This window comes from Streptomyces sp. CY-1 (assembly GCF_047218265.1).
Classification (GTDB): Bacteria; Actinomycetota; Actinomycetes; order Streptomycetales; family Streptomycetaceae; genus Streptomyces; species Streptomyces niphimycinicus.
This window is the reverse complement of sequence record NZ_CP178393.1, coordinates 5,963,246-5,979,926: the sequence shown is the minus strand read 5'-3', so window position 1 is coordinate 5,979,926 and position 16,681 is coordinate 5,963,246. Positions and strand designations below refer to the sequence as shown.

Here is a 16,681-nt window from a genome sequence, read left to right as displayed (position 1 = left end):
GCCCGGACCGGCGGTCAGCCGCTCAGTCCGGGCAGTTGGGCAGCGTGGAGTACTGCACCTGGTCCTGGCGGATGCGGATGCCCGGTACCCACATCCGCTTGCCGTCCTGTAAGACGCGGAACCACATGCTGCTGTGCCCGCCCGCCTCGTCGGTCACCGTGACACCGTTGGCGATGCGGCAGTCGGCGCGCAGTACGTCGCCGTGCCAGGCCCGGCCCACGATGTTCGACGGGCGGTAGGCCACGTACGGATCCTCGGCCAGGCCCAGGGAGCAGGCGCGGACGCGCTGGTGCCGGCAGTCCTTCTCGGCGTTGTAGACGGTGATCCGGGCGTTGCCCAGGGGCGAGGAGCCCGCCGCGCCGCCCGGGGACCCGCCGTCGTCGGACGACCGGAGGGCGATGATCCCGGCCGTGCCCCCGGCGATCAGGACGACGGCGCCCACCGCGGCGAGGGTGAGCCGCAGCCGGCGCCGGGACGGCCGGTCCTTTGGGGGCTGCCCCAGGGGCGGCGGCGCGGACGCGACCGGCTCCGGACCGGCCTCCTCGGCGGCCTGCACGGCTGCCTCGGCCTCGGTGGCCCGGTGCAGCAGGGTCACCAGTTCGGGCAGCCGGTCCTCGGCGGTGAAGGAGAGCTTGCCCCACTGGACCAGAAGCCGCTCGTCGGGGAGGCTCTGGCCGCGCAGATAGCGGGAGAGGGAGGACCGGCTGGCGGGCAGCCGCCCCTCCAGTTCCTTCAGGCTGAGTCCCAGCTCACCGTGCATCCGGCGCAGTGCGGTCACGAATTCCCTTACCGGGCCGGAGAGTTCCTCGGGAAGCGGGGCAAGCGGCTTGCGTCGCGGGTTCTCGGGGCGATTCGGATGCGCTGGCACGTACACCATTGCAGCACGGGATCATGAACATGCAGAGCGACACGTCCACACCCCCGAGGTGGACGTGCCGCTCGTTACGGGAACCGGGTCAGGAACGCATCAGTCCGTGAACTTCAGCGGCCGGTAGGGCTTGTACTCGCTGCCCGGCTCCAGTCCGTAGCGACGGGTCGTGTGATCCGTCCCGAAGTCGCCGCGCTGCTCGTAGGAGGTGTACGAGGTGTGGGCGGCGTCGTTCCACTTCTCGAACATCACGACATGGCGGGTGTTGTTGTCCCCGGAGGCGTCGATCAGCAGATCACCGGGCCGCAGGTCGTTCAGGGCGATCGGCTTGGTGATGCCGGAGCCGGTGAGGCCCACGGTGTTGGTGCCGGGCGCTTGCAGGCCCAGCGCCATGGAGACATAGCCCGAGCAGTCCTGGCGGTAGCCGTCCTTCCAGACCTGGGCCTGGCTGTACGGCACCCGGCCGCCGTTGTCGGCGGTCAGCCAGGTGGCGGCCCGCTTCAGCGCCTCCGCGCGGGTGCCGCCGGTCTGCGGCGGCTCCGGCGGCTCACCACCGCCGTTCTGCACCGGGACGCCGGGCAGCGAGTCCTGCGGGATGTCCACCGCGACGACGGTCACAAAGCCGCTGACCGGCCCGGTGATATGGGCCATGTAGGTCGAGCAGGCCCCGTCCTCGCAGACCTTCTTGCCGGTGTTGACCTGGTAGTCGGCGGTGATGCGGTCCTGGCCGGGGGTGTTCTTGTTGAGCATGCCGACGGACGGGGAGCCGGTGTCGGCGCTCTGGTGGACCACCCAGCGGGTGCCCCAGGTGGGGAAGTCTGCGCTGGCCGCGGCCCTGGTGCCGAACTCCCCCGTGGTCGTCTTCAGCTTGAGTGCCGCGGCCCCGCCCTGCGCCGATGTGGTGTCGCGGCTCGTCAGGCCCTGCTCGGCGACCTTTCCGGCCTTCGCCGCCTTGGCGTCATGGCCCGCGGTGTCGGCTCCGCCCGAGCAGCCCACGAGTCCGGTGGCGCCGATGCCCGCCGCGGCGATCGCGGGGACCACCCTGCGCAGGAAGATCCGGCGTCGGCCGCCGCTGATGGAGTGCGTCATCTCTGGATTCCCCCTTGGTGAGAGCGCCGACGGCGGGCGTCGGCACGGCTCGGTCGAGGCCGCCGGGCCGTCCGCCGCGGCGACGGGAACCACTGTGGGCCGCGGGGCGGGGCCTTTCCGGGCCCGAGCCGACCTTTGGGACGTCCCAGCCGGGCGCGCCCCTGATGACCTGCCAAGACGTCCATGGGAGAGGCCGGGTGCGGGACATGGAGGGCGGTGCCGTGGGACATGACGAGACGGCCCCCGCCGAGGCGGGGGCCGTCCGGGGCAGGTAGCCGGGGGGAGGCGGCTACCTGTCCAGCCAAGGGGCTCGGAATCGAGCGGTCACCGGAGTGAAAGGTCGAGCGATCATCAGCGGCAAGGTCGAGCGGTCACCAGAGCAGTGCGTCGGACGCGTCGCTCTGCCAGTAGCCGACCTCCGTCCCGTCCCCGACCTCCACCGAGTCGCCGGGGAGGTCGACGCCGCGGCGGCTGTCCTCGCCGGGGAGGGAGACGGTCAGCCCGGTGGCCTTACGGCCGCCGTCGGCCGGGGCGCCGGCCGCGGAGGTGGTCAGGCCCGCGTAACCGCTCCCGCCGGGCGGCAGCGTGACGACCGTCTGGGGCCGGGTGTCCCCGTCCTGCGGCACCGCCGTCCGCCCGCCGTCGAACCGCACCACGGGGGAGCCGATGAGACGGCAGGTCACCCCGGACTGATTGGTGATCTCCAGCAGCAGATGGTTGGCCGGCCGGGGGACGGAGGTGACGCTCACCGACATGGTGTCCAGACGGCACACGCCGGTCTCGTCCTCGACGCCGCTGTCGGCCCCCAGGCCGCCCTGGGCCCCGGCGTCGGCCCCGACCGCCACCGACTCCCGCGCGGCCTGCTGGGCGCCGCCCTGGAGGCCCTCCTCGTTGGCGGTGGGGACGGTGGGGACGGCCGAGGCCATGCTCTCGGCCTTGCCGGCCGTCTTCACGCCCGACGCGTCGGCGGTGCCGCACGCCGCGAGGGTGATCCCCGCGGCGATGACCGTAAGTCCGGCCGCGACCGAGCGCAGGGTGCCGGCGCGGTGGGCGAGGCGAGCGGTGGTGAGCGGCATGGCGGGTCTCCCCTCAGCGGGCGTTCGGGCGTTTTCCGGTACGGCTCAAGCCTGTCCGGACCCGCTGCCGTTCGGCTGGTGAACGGCTGCCGCCCGCTAACGTCCCGCTAACGCCCCGCTGTTGACCCCTGCTCAGGCCCCCTGTGACGGCCCGCCGGAGGCCCCGCCGGACCCCTCGCCGGGGGTCTCGCCGTGCCCGCTCCCGTCGCCCTGGGCGAAGAGCTTCACCAGGTCGCTCATGACGTAGCGGTTGGTGGCCTCCTCGTCCAGCAGATGCATCTCCGCCAGCCGCTCCAGGGAGTCCTGGATCAGCTCGGGGTCCGCGCCCGACAGCGCGGCCGCCTCGGCGGTGTTGACCTCCCGCGCGAAACCGGTGCCCAGGGCCCGCAGCAACTGTGCGTCGTCCGCCGAGAGCCGGGCCACGGAGTTGCGCAGCGCGGCGGCCACTCCGGTGTCCTCCGCCGACAGCAGCGCGAGCCTGCGGCGCTCGTCGCGCAGCGCGGTGGCCAGCCGGGCCAGCCGCCAGCGGGGCCGGGCCATCAACTGGGCGGAGGCGGCGCGCAGCGCCAGCGGCAGCCCGTCGCACAGGGCCACCAGCTCCCGTGCGGCCTCCGGGTCCTCGGCGACCCGGGCGGGGCCCAGCAGCGCGCCCAGCAGGGCCGCCCCGTCCTCGGTGCCGAGGGCGTGCAGCCGTACGGGGCGGGCGGCGTCGGTGGCGATCAGCCCGTCCAGCCTGCTGCGGCTGGTGACCAGCGTGGCGCAGTGGGGCCCGCCGGGCAGCAGCGGGCGCACCTGGGCGGAGCTGCCCGCGTTGTCCAGCACCACCAGCAGCCGGCGGCGGGCGGCCAGCGAGCGGTACAGCGCGGAGGCGGCCTCGGTCGAGGTGGGGATCTGCTCGGCCGGGGTGCCCAGGGCGAGCAGGAACTCGCGCAGCACCTCGGCGGGCACCGCCGCCTCGCCGCCGCTGAAGCCGCGCAGATCCGCGAAGAGCCGTCCGTCGGGGAAGGCGGCTGCCTGGGCATGGCCCCAGTGGACCGCCAGACCGGTCTTGCCGACCCCGGCGGGCCCGGTGAGCAGGGCGATACCGCCCTCCTGGGGGTAGCCGCCGGAGCCGCCCTGGGCCGGTTCGGCGCTGCCCCGGGTCAGCCGGGTCAGCTCGGCCAGCTCCGCGCCCCGGCCGTGGAAGCCCGCCGGGGGCCGGGGGAGCAGCTCGGGCACGGGCGCGGCGGCCGACGCGGCGGCGGCCACGGACTGCTGATGCGACGACGGGGTCGACGGCACCGGCTGCCCCGAGTGGCCCGCCGCCGCGGCGCTCTCGGCGCCGCCCTGCGGCCCGTCCGCCTCCGGGGCCGCCCGCAGGATCTCCTGGTACGCGGCGCTCAGCCGCTGGCCCGGGTCGACCCCCAGATCGTCGTCGAGCAGTTGCCGGGTGCGGTGGAACCAGGCGATCGCGTCGGACTGCCGTCCGGAGCGGTACAGCGCCAGCATCAGTGCGGCGATCAGCCCCTCGCGCAGCGGGTTGGCGACTGCGGCGGGGTGCAGGGCGCGCACCGCCTCCTCATGCTCGCCCAGCGCCTTGTGCGCCCGGGCCAGGGCCTCCACGGCGCTCAGCCGGCGCTCCTCCAGGGCGTGCGCAGCCGCCGCGAACGGCGGGCTGGCCACGGTCCCGGTGAGCGCCGGGCCGCGCCACAGGCCGAGCGCCTGGCGGAGCAGCCGGACCGCCTCGCCGGGGGCGGTCTCCGGGCTGGCCTGGGCGGTCAACTGGTCGAAGCGCTGGGTGTCGATCAGGGACTCGGGGATGCGCAGCAGATAGGCGGAGCTGTGGGTGGCCAGCTCGACACCGTGCTCCTCGGCGCCGCCCTCGGCCAGCGCCGCGCGGAGCCGGGAGACATGGCCCTGGATGACGGTCCGGGCGTGGGCCGGCGGCTCGTCCTCCCACAGGCTGGTTATCAACTGCTCCACGGACACCGTCGCATTGGGCCGCAGCAGCAGCATCGCGAGCACGCTGCGCCGTTTGGCGGGCCCCAGCGGAAGCTCGACGGGCGCTGCCGGCGGTCCCGCTATGACGGTCACCGGTCCCAGCACGGAGAAGTCCAACTCAGCCCTCCAGAAAGGCGTGCAATGCCTTGGCCAGCAGCCGCGGGTCCTGCACTCCGCACAGTTCCCGTGCCGAGTGCATGGACAGGATCGCGATGCCGATGTCGACGGTGGCGATGCCGTGCCGGGCGGCCGTGATCGGACCGATCGTGGTGCCGCACGGCATCGAGTTATGGGAGACGAAGCTCTGCCAGGGCACCCCGGCGCGCTCGCAGGCGGCGGCGAAGACGGCCCGCCCGGCGCCGTCGGTGGCGTATCTCTGGTTGACGTTCACCTTGAGGATCGGGCCGCCGTTGGGCCGTGGGTGGTGGCCCGGCTCATGGCGCTCGGCGTAGTTGGGGTGAACGGCGTGACCGGTGTCGGAGGACAGGCAGACGGTGCCCGCGAAGGCGCGGGCCCGGTCCTCGTACGCGCCGCCGCGGGCGAAGACCGAGCGCTCCAGCACCGTGCCGAGCAGCGGGCCGTCGGCGCCGGTGTCGGACTGGCTGCCGTTCTCCTCGTGGTCGAAGGCGGCCAGTACGGGGATGTACGGCAGCTCCGGGCGGGCGGCGGCGATGAGGGCGGCCGTACCGGCGTGCACGGAGACAAGGTTGTCCATCCGTGGCCCGGCGAGCAGCTCGCGGTCCCGGCCGAGGTAGGCGGGCGGCTCGACGCTGTGCGTCATCAGGTCCCAGCCGGCGATCTCCTCGGCCGCGACACCGGTCTCCTCGGCGACGAAGCGGATCAGGTCGCCCTCCTCGACGCCGCCGAGCCCCCAGATGGGCGTCATATGGCGCTGCTTGTCCAGCTTGAGGCCCTCGGTGTTGACGGACCGGTCGAGGTGGACGGCCAACTGGGGCACTCTCAGCAGCGGCCGGTCGATGGTGACGAGATGGTGCGAGCCGTCCCTGAGGGAGATCCGGCCGGAGAGCCCGAGGTCACGGTCGAGCCAGGTGTTGAGCAGCACCCCGCCGTAGACCTCGACGGCGATCTGTCTCCAGCCGTGCGCACCGGTGTCGGGAATCGGCTTGACCCGCAAATTGGGAGAGTCGGTATGAGCGCCGACAATTCGGTACGGAGTGGCGGGGTCCGCCCCCTCCGGTACGTACCAGGCGATGATCGCCCCGCCTCGCAGCACGAACCGGCCACCGGCCGCGCCGTCCCAGGACGCGGTCTCCTCGACCCGCTGGAACCCGGCCTTCTCCAGCCGCTCGGCGGCGCTCGCCACAGCGTGGTACGGCGATGGGCTGGCGCGGAGGAAGGACATCAGGTCATCGGTGTGGCCGCGGTCGATGCCGGGTTGTGCGCTCATGTGCTCAGCATAGATTCGCCGGGGGGTGACTCGCCCTGGTGCGGGTCGTGGCATCCATCCGTGACACCACGTTGATCCAATCTGATGAAAGCACGTCAGGTAAGGCGAGAATTCGGGAGAATCGGTCGATATTCCCCGTGTACCGAGCAACGCCGCACTGAGTCGTAACTCAAGGGGATACCGGATGCGCGTTCTTCGCCACCTGCTTGTCGTTCTGGGGTCGCTGCTGCTGCTGTGCGCAGGCGGACCTGCCATGGCCAAGCCTGTCACGGATTTCGCCGCGGGGCTCGCGCCCGTGGCCTCTCCGGAGCCGGCGGCCGTGCCCTCTCCCGGCCTGCGTCCGGGGAACGGCGGGGAAGGTGAGGGCAAGGGCCACCCTCCCTGTCCGGCCATGGACCGCATCGGGGGGACCAGCATCGCACCCAACCCGCCGCGTGAGCGCTACTACCAGGGTGACTGGCGGCTCGGCCCCGCCCAGCTTCCCCGGTACGGCGCCATCGGGCGGATGCTCGAAGGCTACGAACGGCTCGACCACTTCCGCACCTCCTCCGCGTTTCTCGACTGCTACTGGAACGAGCAGACGAGCGGCTGGTGGTTCCCCTACCCCGACGGCTGGGTTCTGCTGAACGGGTCACCGCTGCACACCACGATCAGGATGAAGGTCGGCCAGAAGGTCGATCTCTTCGGAAGCGGCTTCGGTCACTTCCTCGCCCCGGCGGGCACGCCCTACGCGGAGCGCGCGCTGCCGCCCAGCAACCTCAACACCATCGACCCGGCCTATCCGAACGGCTATCACCTCTATGAGGTCACCGCGCCCTTCCTGGTCGAGGCCGGTCCCATCCGGCCATGGTTCGGACAACCCGGCTTCGGGCTCCAGTATCTGACCGGTCCTTCGATCCCCCAGTTGGTCGCGGCGGGTAATCTGCGCGCACTCAACTGAGGGCGGATCCTGAACCGGTGGACAGAACGGAACTCGTCACAACCCTGCGCGACGAGCAGGTGCCGGACGCGCTGTACGACATCCCGGGAGTGCAGGACATCCCGGTGCAGCCCGACGCCTACTACTATCTGCGCCCCGCCGCGGACGGCGGCTGGGAGACCGGGCTGAGGGAGCGCTCCCTGGACCGGGACACCACCCGGTTCGCCACGGAGGACGAGGCGTGCCGGGATCTGCTGGAGAAGCTGAGGGCCCGCCCGCGCCCGCCGGAGGGCGGGGGAGAGTCGGTCGACGAACTCCTCGCCCAGGGCGAGGAGCTCAGGCGGTGGGCCCGGGAGGAGGTCGAACGGGCCCTGCGGGAGCGGCCGCCCGACGAAAAGCGAAACGGTGACGAGGAACGGTGACGAGGAACGGCGACCAGGAGCGGTGATGACATCCGCGGGCGCAGGCCAGGGGGCCGGCCGCCCCGCTGGAGGATGGGACGGCCGGCCCCCTGGACGAGGGAAGAGAGCCCTCAGAACGCGGACTCGTCCAGGTCCATGAGCCCCTTGTCGACCGACTCGGCCAGCGAGCGCTGCACCGAGACGCCCGGCAGCACCTCATGGGCGAAGAACTTCGCGGCGGCGATCTTGCCCGCGTAGAAGGACCGGTCCTTCGTGGAGGCGGTGCCCAGCTTCTCGGTGGCGACGGCCGCGCCCTTGAGGAGCAGATAGCCGATGATCACGTCACCGGAGGCCAGCAGCAGCCGGGTGGAGTTGAGACCGACCTTGTAGATCGAGCTGACGTCCTGCTCGGTGGCGGCCAGGTCGGTGAGCATCGCCCCGACGATCGCCTCCAGGTCCACCGCGGCCTGGGCGAGCTGGTCGCGGGCGGCTTCCAGCTCCTCGCCCCCGGCGGCCTCGGCCAGGAACTTCTTGATCTCCTCCGAGACGACGGTCAGGGCCTGGCCCTGGTCCCGGACGATCTTGCGGAAGAAGTAGTCCTGCCCCTGGATGGCGGTGGTGCCCTCGTAGAGCGTGTCGATCTTGGCGTCCCGGATGTACTGCTCCAGCGGGTACTCCTGGAGGTAGCCGGAGCCGCCGATGGTCTGAAGGGACTGTGCGAGCTGCTCGTACGCCTTCTCCGAGCCGTAGCCCTTGACGATGGGCAGCAGCAGGTCGTTGAGGCGGCTCACGGCGGAGGCGTCCTCGCCCGCGGCCTCCTTGACCAGGATCTCGTCCTGGACGGAGGCGGTGTAGAGGACCAGGGCGCGCAGGCCCTCCGCGTACGCCTTCTGTGTCATCAGCGAGCGACGCACATCCGGGTGGTGGGTGATGGTGACGCGCGGGGCGGTCTTGTCGGTGAAGGCCGCCAGGTCCGGGCCCTGCACCCGCTCCTTGGCGTACTCCAGGGCGTTGAGGTAGCCGGTGGAGAGGGTGGCCATGGCCTTTGTGCCGACCATCATCCGGGCGAACTCGATGATCTTGAACATCTGGCGGATGCCGTCGTGCTTGTCGCCCAGCAGCCAGCCCTTGGCCGGGTGGTCGGCGCCGAAGGTCAGCTCACAGGTGTTGGAGGCGCGCAGACCCATCTTGTGCTCGACATTGGTGGCGTAGACGCCATTGCGCTCGCCCAGCTCACCGGAGTCCCAGTCGAAGTCGTACTTGGGGACGATGAACAGCGACAGCCCCTTGGTGCCGGGCCCCGCGCCCTCGGGCCGGGCCAGCACGAAGTGGATGATGTTGTCGGAGAGGTCGTGCTCACCGGAGGTGATGAACCGCTTCACACCCTCGATGTGCCAGCTTCCGTCCTCCTGCTGGGCGGCCTTGGTGCGGCCCGCGCCGACGTCGGAGCCGGCGTCCGGCTCGGTCAGCACCATGGTGGAGCCCCACTGCCGGTCCACCATGAGCTGGGCGATCTTGAGCTGCTCCTCGGTGCCCTCGTCGTGCAGCACACCCGCGAAGGCCGGGCCCGAGGCGTACATCCAGATCGGGGTGTTGGAGCCGAGGATGGTCTCGGCCGAGCCCCACAGCAGCGAGCGGGGGCAGACCGTGCCGCCGAGCTCCTCCGGGACGCCCAGCCGCCACCACTCGGCCTCCATATAGGCCCGGTAGCTCTTCTTGAACGACTCGGGAAGCGGCGCCGTGTGGGTCTTGGGGTCGAAGACGGGCGGGTTCCGGTCGGAGTCGGTGTAGCTCTCGGCCAGCTCGTTCTCGGAGAGCCGGGATATCTCCGCGAGCACGCTCTTGGCGGTCTCGACGTCCATCTCCGCGAACGGGCCGGTGCCGTACACCGTGTCGCGCCCGAGCACCTCGAAGAGGTTGAACTCGATGTCGCGGAGATTCGACTTGTAGTGCCCCATGGCGACGGCTCCGTAAGGGATCGGGAGGCCAGGACCTCTGCGTTGACGCGTATCGGATCAGCAGTCGCCATGATGCTACCCGTGGGTAATAAAGGGCAACCCTCAACCGGGTAACTGTGACTCAGTACGCTTCATCGCATGTACGGCTACGACCAGAACGCGAGCGCAGGGCAGGGTTATGCCGCTCCGCCACCTCCGCCGCAACAGCAGCCGCATGCGTCACATCACGCGCAGGCGGGTGCGGGCTACGGCCAGCAGCCGCTCTACCCGGAGCCCTCGCCGCCGTCGCTCGCCGACGCGGTGCGCGCCTTCACCACCGGTTCGATGCCGGCCGAGGACTTCCAGCAGATCTTCGCGGGCTCGAAGGTCTACTGCCCGCGCGGTGACAACCCCGGCTTCCTGGCGCTGCACAACACCCAGCAGCCGGTGATCCCCATGTTCACCTCGCTCAAGGAGTTGCGGCGGTACGCGGGCAAGGAGTCCAAGTACTTCGTGATCACCGGCGCCGAGGTGATCGACCTGCTGCCCACCGGCTACGGCTTCGTCCTCGACATGGAGGGTGAGCACCGGATGGTCTTCGACGCGAAGGCGGTGGAGCAGATGGTGGACTTCGCCATGCGGCGTATGTACGGATAGGCCCGGATAGGACCCGACAGGCACCGATAAGTCCTTATACCGCCGCTCGCCTCGCGGGGCGCTCGGGTGGAAATAAAGGCCCTCTTGCGAGTCGTTCACCATTCAATTAAGTTGAATGGTGAACGACCGAGGAGGCCGTCATGCCCGCAGTGACCGTAGAGAACCCGCTGACCCTGCCGCGCGTCGCGGCACCCGCCGAGGCACTCCAGCGCCCCGTGCGCGCCGTCACCACCGCCCCCAGCGGTTTCGAGGGGGAGGGCTTCCCGGTGCGCCGGGCCTTCGCTGGCATCGACTACCAGCACCTCGACCCGTTCATCATGATGGACCAGATGGGCGAGGTGGATTACGCGCCGGGCGAGCCCAAGGGCACGCCCTGGCATCCCCACCGCGGCTTCGAGACCGTCACGTACATCATCGACGGGGTCTTCGACCACCAGGACTCCAACGGTGGCGGCGGCACCATCACCAACGGCGACACCCAGTGGATGACGGCCGGCTCGGGGCTGCTCCACATAGAGGCGCCGCCGGAGTCGCTGGTCGTGTCGGGCGGCCTCTTCCACGGCCTACAGCTCTGGGTGAACCTCCCGGCCAGGGACAAGATGATGGCGCCGCGCTACCAGGACATCCGCGGCGGCAATGTGCAACTGCTGACGACCCCGGACGGCGGCGCGCTGCTGCGGGTCATCGCCGGTGAGCTGGACGGCCACCAGGGTCCCGGTATCACCCACACACCGATCACGATGATCCACGCCACGCTGGCGCCGGGTGCGGAGATCACCCTGCCGTGGCGGGAGGACTTCAACGGCCTCGCGTACGTCCTCGCGGGCCGCGGCAGCGTCGGCACCGAGCGCCGCCCCGTCCAGGTGGGGCAGACGGCGGTCTTCGGCGACGGTGGCGCGCTGACCGTCCGCGCCGACGAGAAGCAGGACTCCCACACTCCGGAGCTGGAGGTCGTCCTCCTGGGCGGGCAGCCGATCCGCGAGCCGATGGCCCACTACGGCCCGTTCGTCATGAACACCCGCAAGGAGCTCCAGCAGGCGTTCGAGGACTTCCAGAAGGGGCGTCTCGGCACGATCCCGGCCGTGCACGGGATGTCCGAGGGCGGGATGTAAGGCTCGCCGGGACCACATGCGAACGAGCCCCGTCCGGTATGGACGGGGCTCGTCAGCGCCTACGGGCGGATCACCCGCCTTTCAGCGTTGTTCTCAGTGTTGCCCGGCGCGACGCTTCCGGGTCACGAACGCGGCTGTCGCGCCCGCACCGGCCAGCAGGGCACTGAGGGAGATGATCTTCAGTAGGCCGGACGTACCCGTGTTGGCCAGCGACCCACCGCCTCCGCTTGTTCCGGAGCCTCCGCCACTCCCTGAGCCTCCGCCGCTCCCTGAGCCTCCGCCTGTCCCCGAGCCTCCGCCGGACTGGGGGCCCGGATTGTTGGGCGGCTCAGAGGTCGGCGGCTCGGACGACGACGGAGTGGGCGTCGGCGTGGGAGTCGGCGGTTTCTGCTTGGGGATGTACACGCCGGCGTCGATCGTGTGATCGACCTCTCCCGGCTTGTCCGGCGCCGTGACGGGTGCGCTTCCGTTACACAGCCGCCCGGTCCTCGGCGGGGTCACATTCGAGTCATGTGCCCGGTTGGCACCGGCCCGCGGGAGCGTGAACCGCAGCCTGGTGGCCGGCGGCTGGGTCGGCACCTTGTCGGTGTCCGCGGTGCACACGTCGAACTGCACCGTGTATTTGGCGCCCGGCTTCAGCTCATACGCGGCGCCGACGCCACCGAAGTAGTACTCGCCGGCGGCATCGGTCTTGGTCGTGGCGACCTGCTTGCCGTCGGCGTCCAGCAGGTTGATCGTCGCGTCCGGCAGCGGCACTTCGTTGCGGCCCTCGGGATCCTGGATCCCATTGTGGTCGCCGTCGAACCACACCCGGTTCCCGATCTGGATCGGCGCGTTCGCCGCCTCGTAGGCGATATCGCCGAGCCCACCGGCCTTACCGAACCCGCTCTGTGCCTGACTGACGAACTGGTACCCGTTGGCTTTCGGGCTGTTGCCCGGGCCCTGGCCGGTGGTGATGTTGTGGTACCCGGTCCCTGAGGTCGCGACGTCGACGACCGGGTCGAACTCCGTGCTGACGACCCACTGCTGCTGCGGGATGTAGGCCACCGACCCCAGCGCGGTCTCTGCGTGAACTCCGTTGCCATAGAAGTCGCCCGGGAAGTACTCGACGACACTGCTGTCCTGGCCGCCACCGGTGGCGGGGGTGGCGTGGTTGGGGCAACTCCCGGTGCCTTCCCACGAGTACCCGCCGTCGGGATTGGCGCAGGCCATGTTGATGTCACCACCGGCCATGCCATTTTCCGGGGTGTCGTTGTTCGGCCTCGGGTCCAGTCCACCCCAGCTCACGACGTCCATGAACCGGTCGCGGAAACCGAGGACCATCGAACCGTCGCGGGTGAAGGCGAGGGAGGCGAGCTCCGGCTGCGGATCGATGTGGACGTTGCCCACCTTCCGCTCGTCCCACGTGTCCAGGGAGGTGTTCCACGGGTTCCAGTGGGTGGCCCGGTCGACGTCGTTGGAACCGAAGACGGAGCCGCGCTTGGCGGTGAGCGGCTGGGTCAGCACGGTGTCGAACTGTCCGCCGTCGTAGGTGTAGACGACGGCTTTCAGGTCTTCGCGCTTCTGTGTGCTCTCCGCGCTGCACACGCCACCGACGTAGAGCTTGTTGTCGTGGACCTGAAGACCGAACGGCCGCCAGTCACCGGGGCTCGCGCAGCCCGGGTCCGGGATGCGCACCGTCGCCTTGGGCGCGGACGCCGTGGTACCGGTCGCGTCGAAGCTGACCAGTCTCCGGGTCCGCAGGTTCATCGCGTACAGCGTTGAGCCGTCCTCCGACAGGGCCATGCCGCCGATGCTCTCTTTGCCCGGCGCATCGGTGAATCCGGCGTCTTTGATCATGTTGGAGGCGTCGTGCGGTGTCACCGTGGCGTCCGGCACCTTCGCGAACAGGGTCGGCGCGCTCCCACCGTCGGTCGGCGTGGTGTAGATCGCGTTACCGCCGTCCGGCCCGTACGGGGTGTACCGCCGGGCGAACGCGCCCTGGAACAGCCGCTTCTGGTACTTGTCGTAGGCCAACGCGAACGTCGTGCCCACCTGGGCCCGCGTGTTGAGCGCGGTCGGGCACGCCGTGTCGCCGGGACACGTACCCCGTTTGTCCGTCCCGAACGCCACCAGTGCCCGGGTGTCCTGCCCGTCGGCGGTGTTCTGGATCGGCACGAAATACCGCGAGTCCGGCAGCGCGTAGTCGGCCGGGTTCCAGACCCCGGTAATGACCGAGTCGTCCTTGCCGTCCGACACGTCCACGAACGTCGTGAAGCTGTCGAAGTGGTTTTCCGCCGTCGAGGCCGGCGCCGCCCGCAGGTACTTGCTGTACGGCGCCGGGATGGTGACGTCGACGCGGTACTGGCCGCCGGTCAGTTCGGTCGACTTCGAGACCACCACCTTTCCGGTGGCATCCGTGGTGCCGGCGACCCGATGGCCGGCAGGGTCGGTTACCCGAACCTTCATGCCCCGCTGCGGCACATCCATGGTCGTGTTGATCACGCCGGTGCCGAAGAAATCCCGCAGTACCTGAACCGTCAGGGTTCCGTCGCCGGTCGAAGCGGTGGCCGTCCCGGCCGTCGCACCCATGGCACTGCCCAACAGCAAGAAACCGCATAGGCCCACTCGTGCCAGCGGACCCGTACGCTTCCCGGCTGTCCGGCGTAACCTTCCACATACTCTTCGCACAGCCATCACTCTCCCCTCGTGATGTGAACCGACCACCCGCTTCCAGCCGTACATTTCGCATCCCGGCCCCGGGTGACACGTCGGTCATGAAAAGGGCCCACCGCTGTTTCGGTGGGCCCGGTCGTTCTTGGTCGTCCTGGCGGAGGTGGCGAATTCAGGGACTCGGGAGTGCCATTCCCGGACGAGTCGCACTTGGCCTCGCCTCCCACATGGAAACAGCACAAGAGTCTGAATTGTCATCCTGAACCGCCCCACCAGCAGCGATACTGTAGCGGGTGTGACCCAAGATCGGGGGGAGAGTAGGGAATGAATAAGCGGAACGGGTTAGCAATCCGCCGGGTACGGAGTCTGAAAATCAGACACGTTTTCTCGCGGCGCGCGGCCGGTCAGCGCCGATGGCTGAGGCCACGCTGGGTGGTGGCCGCAGCCATCGGCGGTGTGGCCGTCGCGGTGGCCACGTTCCTGGCCGTCGACAGCGGCTCCGCCCCCAGCGGGCCAAAGACATTGACCTCGGATCAGGCGAACCGCCTGGCGGTCACGCGGTTCCTCAACTACCAGGCGGGCGGGCGCGCCGTGACGATCGACGTGCCGAACACCGCCGGTGGGCTGACCATCACCGGATCCATCGACTACCGCGGCAAGGTCGGTTACGGCGTGGTGCACGGCACCGGGCGCGATACGTCCAGCGACGGGCTGATCCAGTGGACGGCCACCACCGTGTTCGTCCACCCGATGGCGAACACCCCGGCGAAGGCACCGGCACGGCCGCCGGGTTCGGGTTGGTACCGCCGTCCGCTCCAGAACTCCGGCAGTTCGCTGGACAGTTCGCTGGCCATCGCGCTGAAGCTCGGCAGCGACCGGCCGGACAACGCCGAACTCCTGCCACAGAACGGTGCCGCCTGGGTGGGGCAGGACCGGTTGGACGGCCATCAGGTGGACATCATGACCGGGCCGAGCGCCCGCGCCACGTCCGGTTCGGCGGGTGCCGTGCCCACGTCCGGTTCGGCGGGTGCCGTGCGCTACTGGCTCGGCTCGGACGGCACCATGTACCGGGTTCGCGTCGGCGTGGCTTCCGCACCTCAGCCGGTGGTCATCGATTTCGACACCCAGAAGTACGTTCCGGTCCGGCCGGTACCGGGAGCCACCGCGGCGCGGTAGCCGCCGCTCAGGACGTCCGCACCCGCGCGCCCGCGGCGAGCAGTGCCGCCGACGGCAGCCGGATGCCCGCCGTGTCCGGCAGCGCCGGAACGGCCGGTACGGCGGTGGCCCCCGTGCTGGTGGCCTTCGGGAACTGCGGCTGTGGCCCAGGCGCCGCCACGTCGGTGAACGGGATACCGCCAGGTGCCGTCGGCTTCGCCCAGGTGCCGGACGGCGAGGGCGACCGGGCGGGACGCGGGCAGGACGCGGTTGTCGCGAGCCGGGCGGGCTTCGTCGTTCGCAGATCATTGCCGCGCAGGCAGTTGCCCCGTCCCTTGGTGGCGGTGGGGAACGTCCAGCCGACGTCAACGCCGTTGGCGGCGAAGGTGTTGTCCAGGATCCGGTTGCCGTTCGGCGGTAGGTCAGCGGTTGCGGTGATCATCAGCCCGGCGTTGCTGTTGCCGGCGACTCGGTTGCGGACGAACTGGTTGTCGGTGCCGCCGTCGATGCCGATGCCGATGCCCCACCCGCCGTCGGCCTGTTCGGGGGTGGCCGCCTGCTGGTTGGCCGCGATCAGGTTGCCCGCGATGACGGCATCCCGCTGCGGGAGCAACTTCTCCTGGTGGTCGGAGTTGGTGGTGAGCCCGACCCGGTTACCGACGAGGCGGTTACCGACCACGTACATGTCGCCACTGGCATTGGTGCCTTCGTAACCGACCGCGTTGAGTTCGGCGACGTTGTCCCGCACCACGATGCGACAGGGCTTGCACTGTCCGACATAGATCCCCGAGTCGGCCGAGCCCGAGGTGTACGAGTGCTCGATGACACCGTTTTGCGCGGAGAACGCGTAGATGCCGTACAGCCCGTTGCGGGTCGCGGTCACGTGGGAGACCAGGAACGATTTCAGGAAGGTGACGGGCTCGTCGCCGGTGTCGTAACCGCCGGATTGCCCCGGCATTCCGGCGGCCGCCTTCGCCGAGCCGGTGACCAGGACCCCGTTCTGGGTGTTGTTCTCCACGGTCAGGTTCTCCACGGCCACCCCGGGAGCGGCGACGACGATGCCGTTCGGCTGCCGCAACCGCCCGTCGATGACGACCTTGTCCCGGGACGCGCCGCGGAGGGTGATGCGAGGCTTCGATATCTTCACCGACTCGTGGTATTTGCCCGGCGCGACCAGCACAAGATCGCCGGGCCGGGCCAGAGACACCGCGGCCGAGATCGTCGGGGCGTCGGCCGGCACGTTGATCGTCACATGCGCACCGGACGGCCGCCGGCCGTGATCCGATCCGTCATCGTCCGCGCCGCAGCCGACCATTACGGGTGCCAGTGTGCCGAGTAACGCGGCCATCAGGCGAAGACGGAGACGAGGCATGGCGTCATCCTGGCACGGGCGCCGACAGGGTCGCAGGTACCGATACGGATATGGC

The 16,681-nt window shown here is 70.3% G+C and carries 13 protein-coding genes; 5 read left to right on the top strand and 8 right to left on the bottom strand.

The genetic code is table 11. The features are described 5' to 3' along the window. Positions 1–22: 22 nt before the first annotated feature. The 5 genes from ACK1X7_RS25760 to ACK1X7_RS25740 form a co-directional block, all read right to left on the bottom strand. A complete protein-coding gene (locus ACK1X7_RS25760; RefSeq protein WP_385142513.1) occupies positions 23–877 on the bottom strand; it encodes a helix-turn-helix domain-containing protein in 855 nt (284 codons plus the stop codon). Positions 878–967: 90 nt separating this feature from the next. Then, positions 968–1,957 carry a hypothetical protein gene (locus ACK1X7_RS25755; protein ID WP_413115698.1) on the bottom strand — a complete coding sequence of 330 codons (990 nt, stop codon included), beginning with the start codon at positions 1,955–1,957 and terminating at the stop codon, positions 968–970. A 371-nt stretch (positions 1,958–2,328) separates the two neighbouring features. Beyond that, the gene (locus tag ACK1X7_RS25750) at positions 2,329–3,033 is read right to left on the bottom strand and encodes a DUF4232 domain-containing protein (protein WP_398158468.1); all 705 of its coding nucleotides are present in this window, start codon (positions 3,031–3,033) and stop codon (positions 2,329–2,331) included. A 132-nt stretch (positions 3,034–3,165) separates the two neighbouring features. Beyond that, positions 3,166–5,130 (bottom strand): AfsR/SARP family transcriptional regulator, encoded by a 1,965-nt coding sequence (locus ACK1X7_RS25745; protein WP_385142504.1) that lies wholly within the window; start codon positions 5,128–5,130, stop codon positions 3,166–3,168. 1 nt (position 5,131) lies between these two features. Further along, positions 5,132–6,421 (bottom strand): M18 family aminopeptidase, encoded by a 1,290-nt coding sequence (locus ACK1X7_RS25740; RefSeq protein WP_385142501.1) that lies wholly within the window; start codon positions 6,419–6,421, stop codon positions 5,132–5,134. Positions 6,422–6,812: 391 nt separating this feature from the next. Here ACK1X7_RS25740 and ACK1X7_RS25735 point away from each other — a divergent pair, with 391 nt between their 5' ends. Both ACK1X7_RS25735 and ACK1X7_RS25730 read left to right on the top strand, forming a co-directional pair. Continuing rightward, positions 6,813–7,361 (top strand): TNT domain-containing protein, encoded by a 549-nt coding sequence (locus ACK1X7_RS25735; protein WP_413115697.1) that lies wholly within the window; start codon positions 6,813–6,815, stop codon positions 7,359–7,361. Positions 7,362–7,378: 17 nt separating this feature from the next. Beyond that, the gene (locus ACK1X7_RS25730; RefSeq protein ID WP_385142495.1) at positions 7,379–7,762 is read left to right on the top strand and encodes a hypothetical protein; all 384 of its coding nucleotides are present in this window, start codon (positions 7,379–7,381) and stop codon (positions 7,760–7,762) included. 110 nt (positions 7,763–7,872) lie between these two features. On the opposite strand, the gene ACK1X7_RS25725 is transcribed toward ACK1X7_RS25730, so the two are convergent. Next, positions 7,873–9,699: an acyl-CoA dehydrogenase gene (locus ACK1X7_RS25725; protein ID WP_385142492.1), complete on the bottom strand. Its 1,827-nt coding sequence runs from the start codon at positions 9,697–9,699 to the stop codon at positions 7,873–7,875. 138 nt (positions 9,700–9,837) lie between these two features. On the opposite strand from ACK1X7_RS25725, the gene ACK1X7_RS25720 reads away from it, so the two are divergent. After that, positions 9,838–10,335 carry an SseB family protein gene (locus ACK1X7_RS25720; RefSeq protein ID WP_361496481.1) on the top strand — a complete coding sequence of 166 codons (498 nt, stop codon included), beginning with the start codon at positions 9,838–9,840 and terminating at the stop codon, positions 10,333–10,335. A 140-nt stretch (positions 10,336–10,475) separates the two neighbouring features. After that, positions 10,476–11,447, top strand: a complete 972-nt coding sequence (locus ACK1X7_RS25715) for a pirin family protein (protein ID WP_385142489.1) — start codon at positions 10,476–10,478, stop codon at positions 11,445–11,447. Between the two features lie 93 nt (positions 11,448–11,540). Here ACK1X7_RS25715 and ACK1X7_RS25710 read toward each other — a convergent pair whose 3' ends face one another. Next, positions 11,541–14,018 (bottom strand): SdrD B-like domain-containing protein, encoded by a 2,478-nt coding sequence (locus ACK1X7_RS25710; RefSeq protein ID WP_385142547.1) that lies wholly within the window; start codon positions 14,016–14,018, stop codon positions 11,541–11,543. A 549-nt stretch (positions 14,019–14,567) separates the two neighbouring features. Here ACK1X7_RS25710 and ACK1X7_RS25705 point away from each other — a divergent pair. Beyond that, complete coding sequence (locus ACK1X7_RS25705; RefSeq protein WP_413116909.1) at positions 14,568–15,275, top strand: hypothetical protein; 708 nt, start codon at positions 14,568–14,570, stop codon at positions 15,273–15,275. A 7-nt stretch (positions 15,276–15,282) separates the two neighbouring features. Here the strand turns inward: ACK1X7_RS25705 and ACK1X7_RS25700 are convergent, their stop codons facing one another. Further along, a complete protein-coding gene (locus ACK1X7_RS25700; protein WP_385142486.1) occupies positions 15,283–16,626 on the bottom strand; it encodes a right-handed parallel beta-helix repeat-containing protein in 1,344 nt (447 codons plus the stop codon). Positions 16,627–16,681 lie beyond the last annotated feature (55 nt).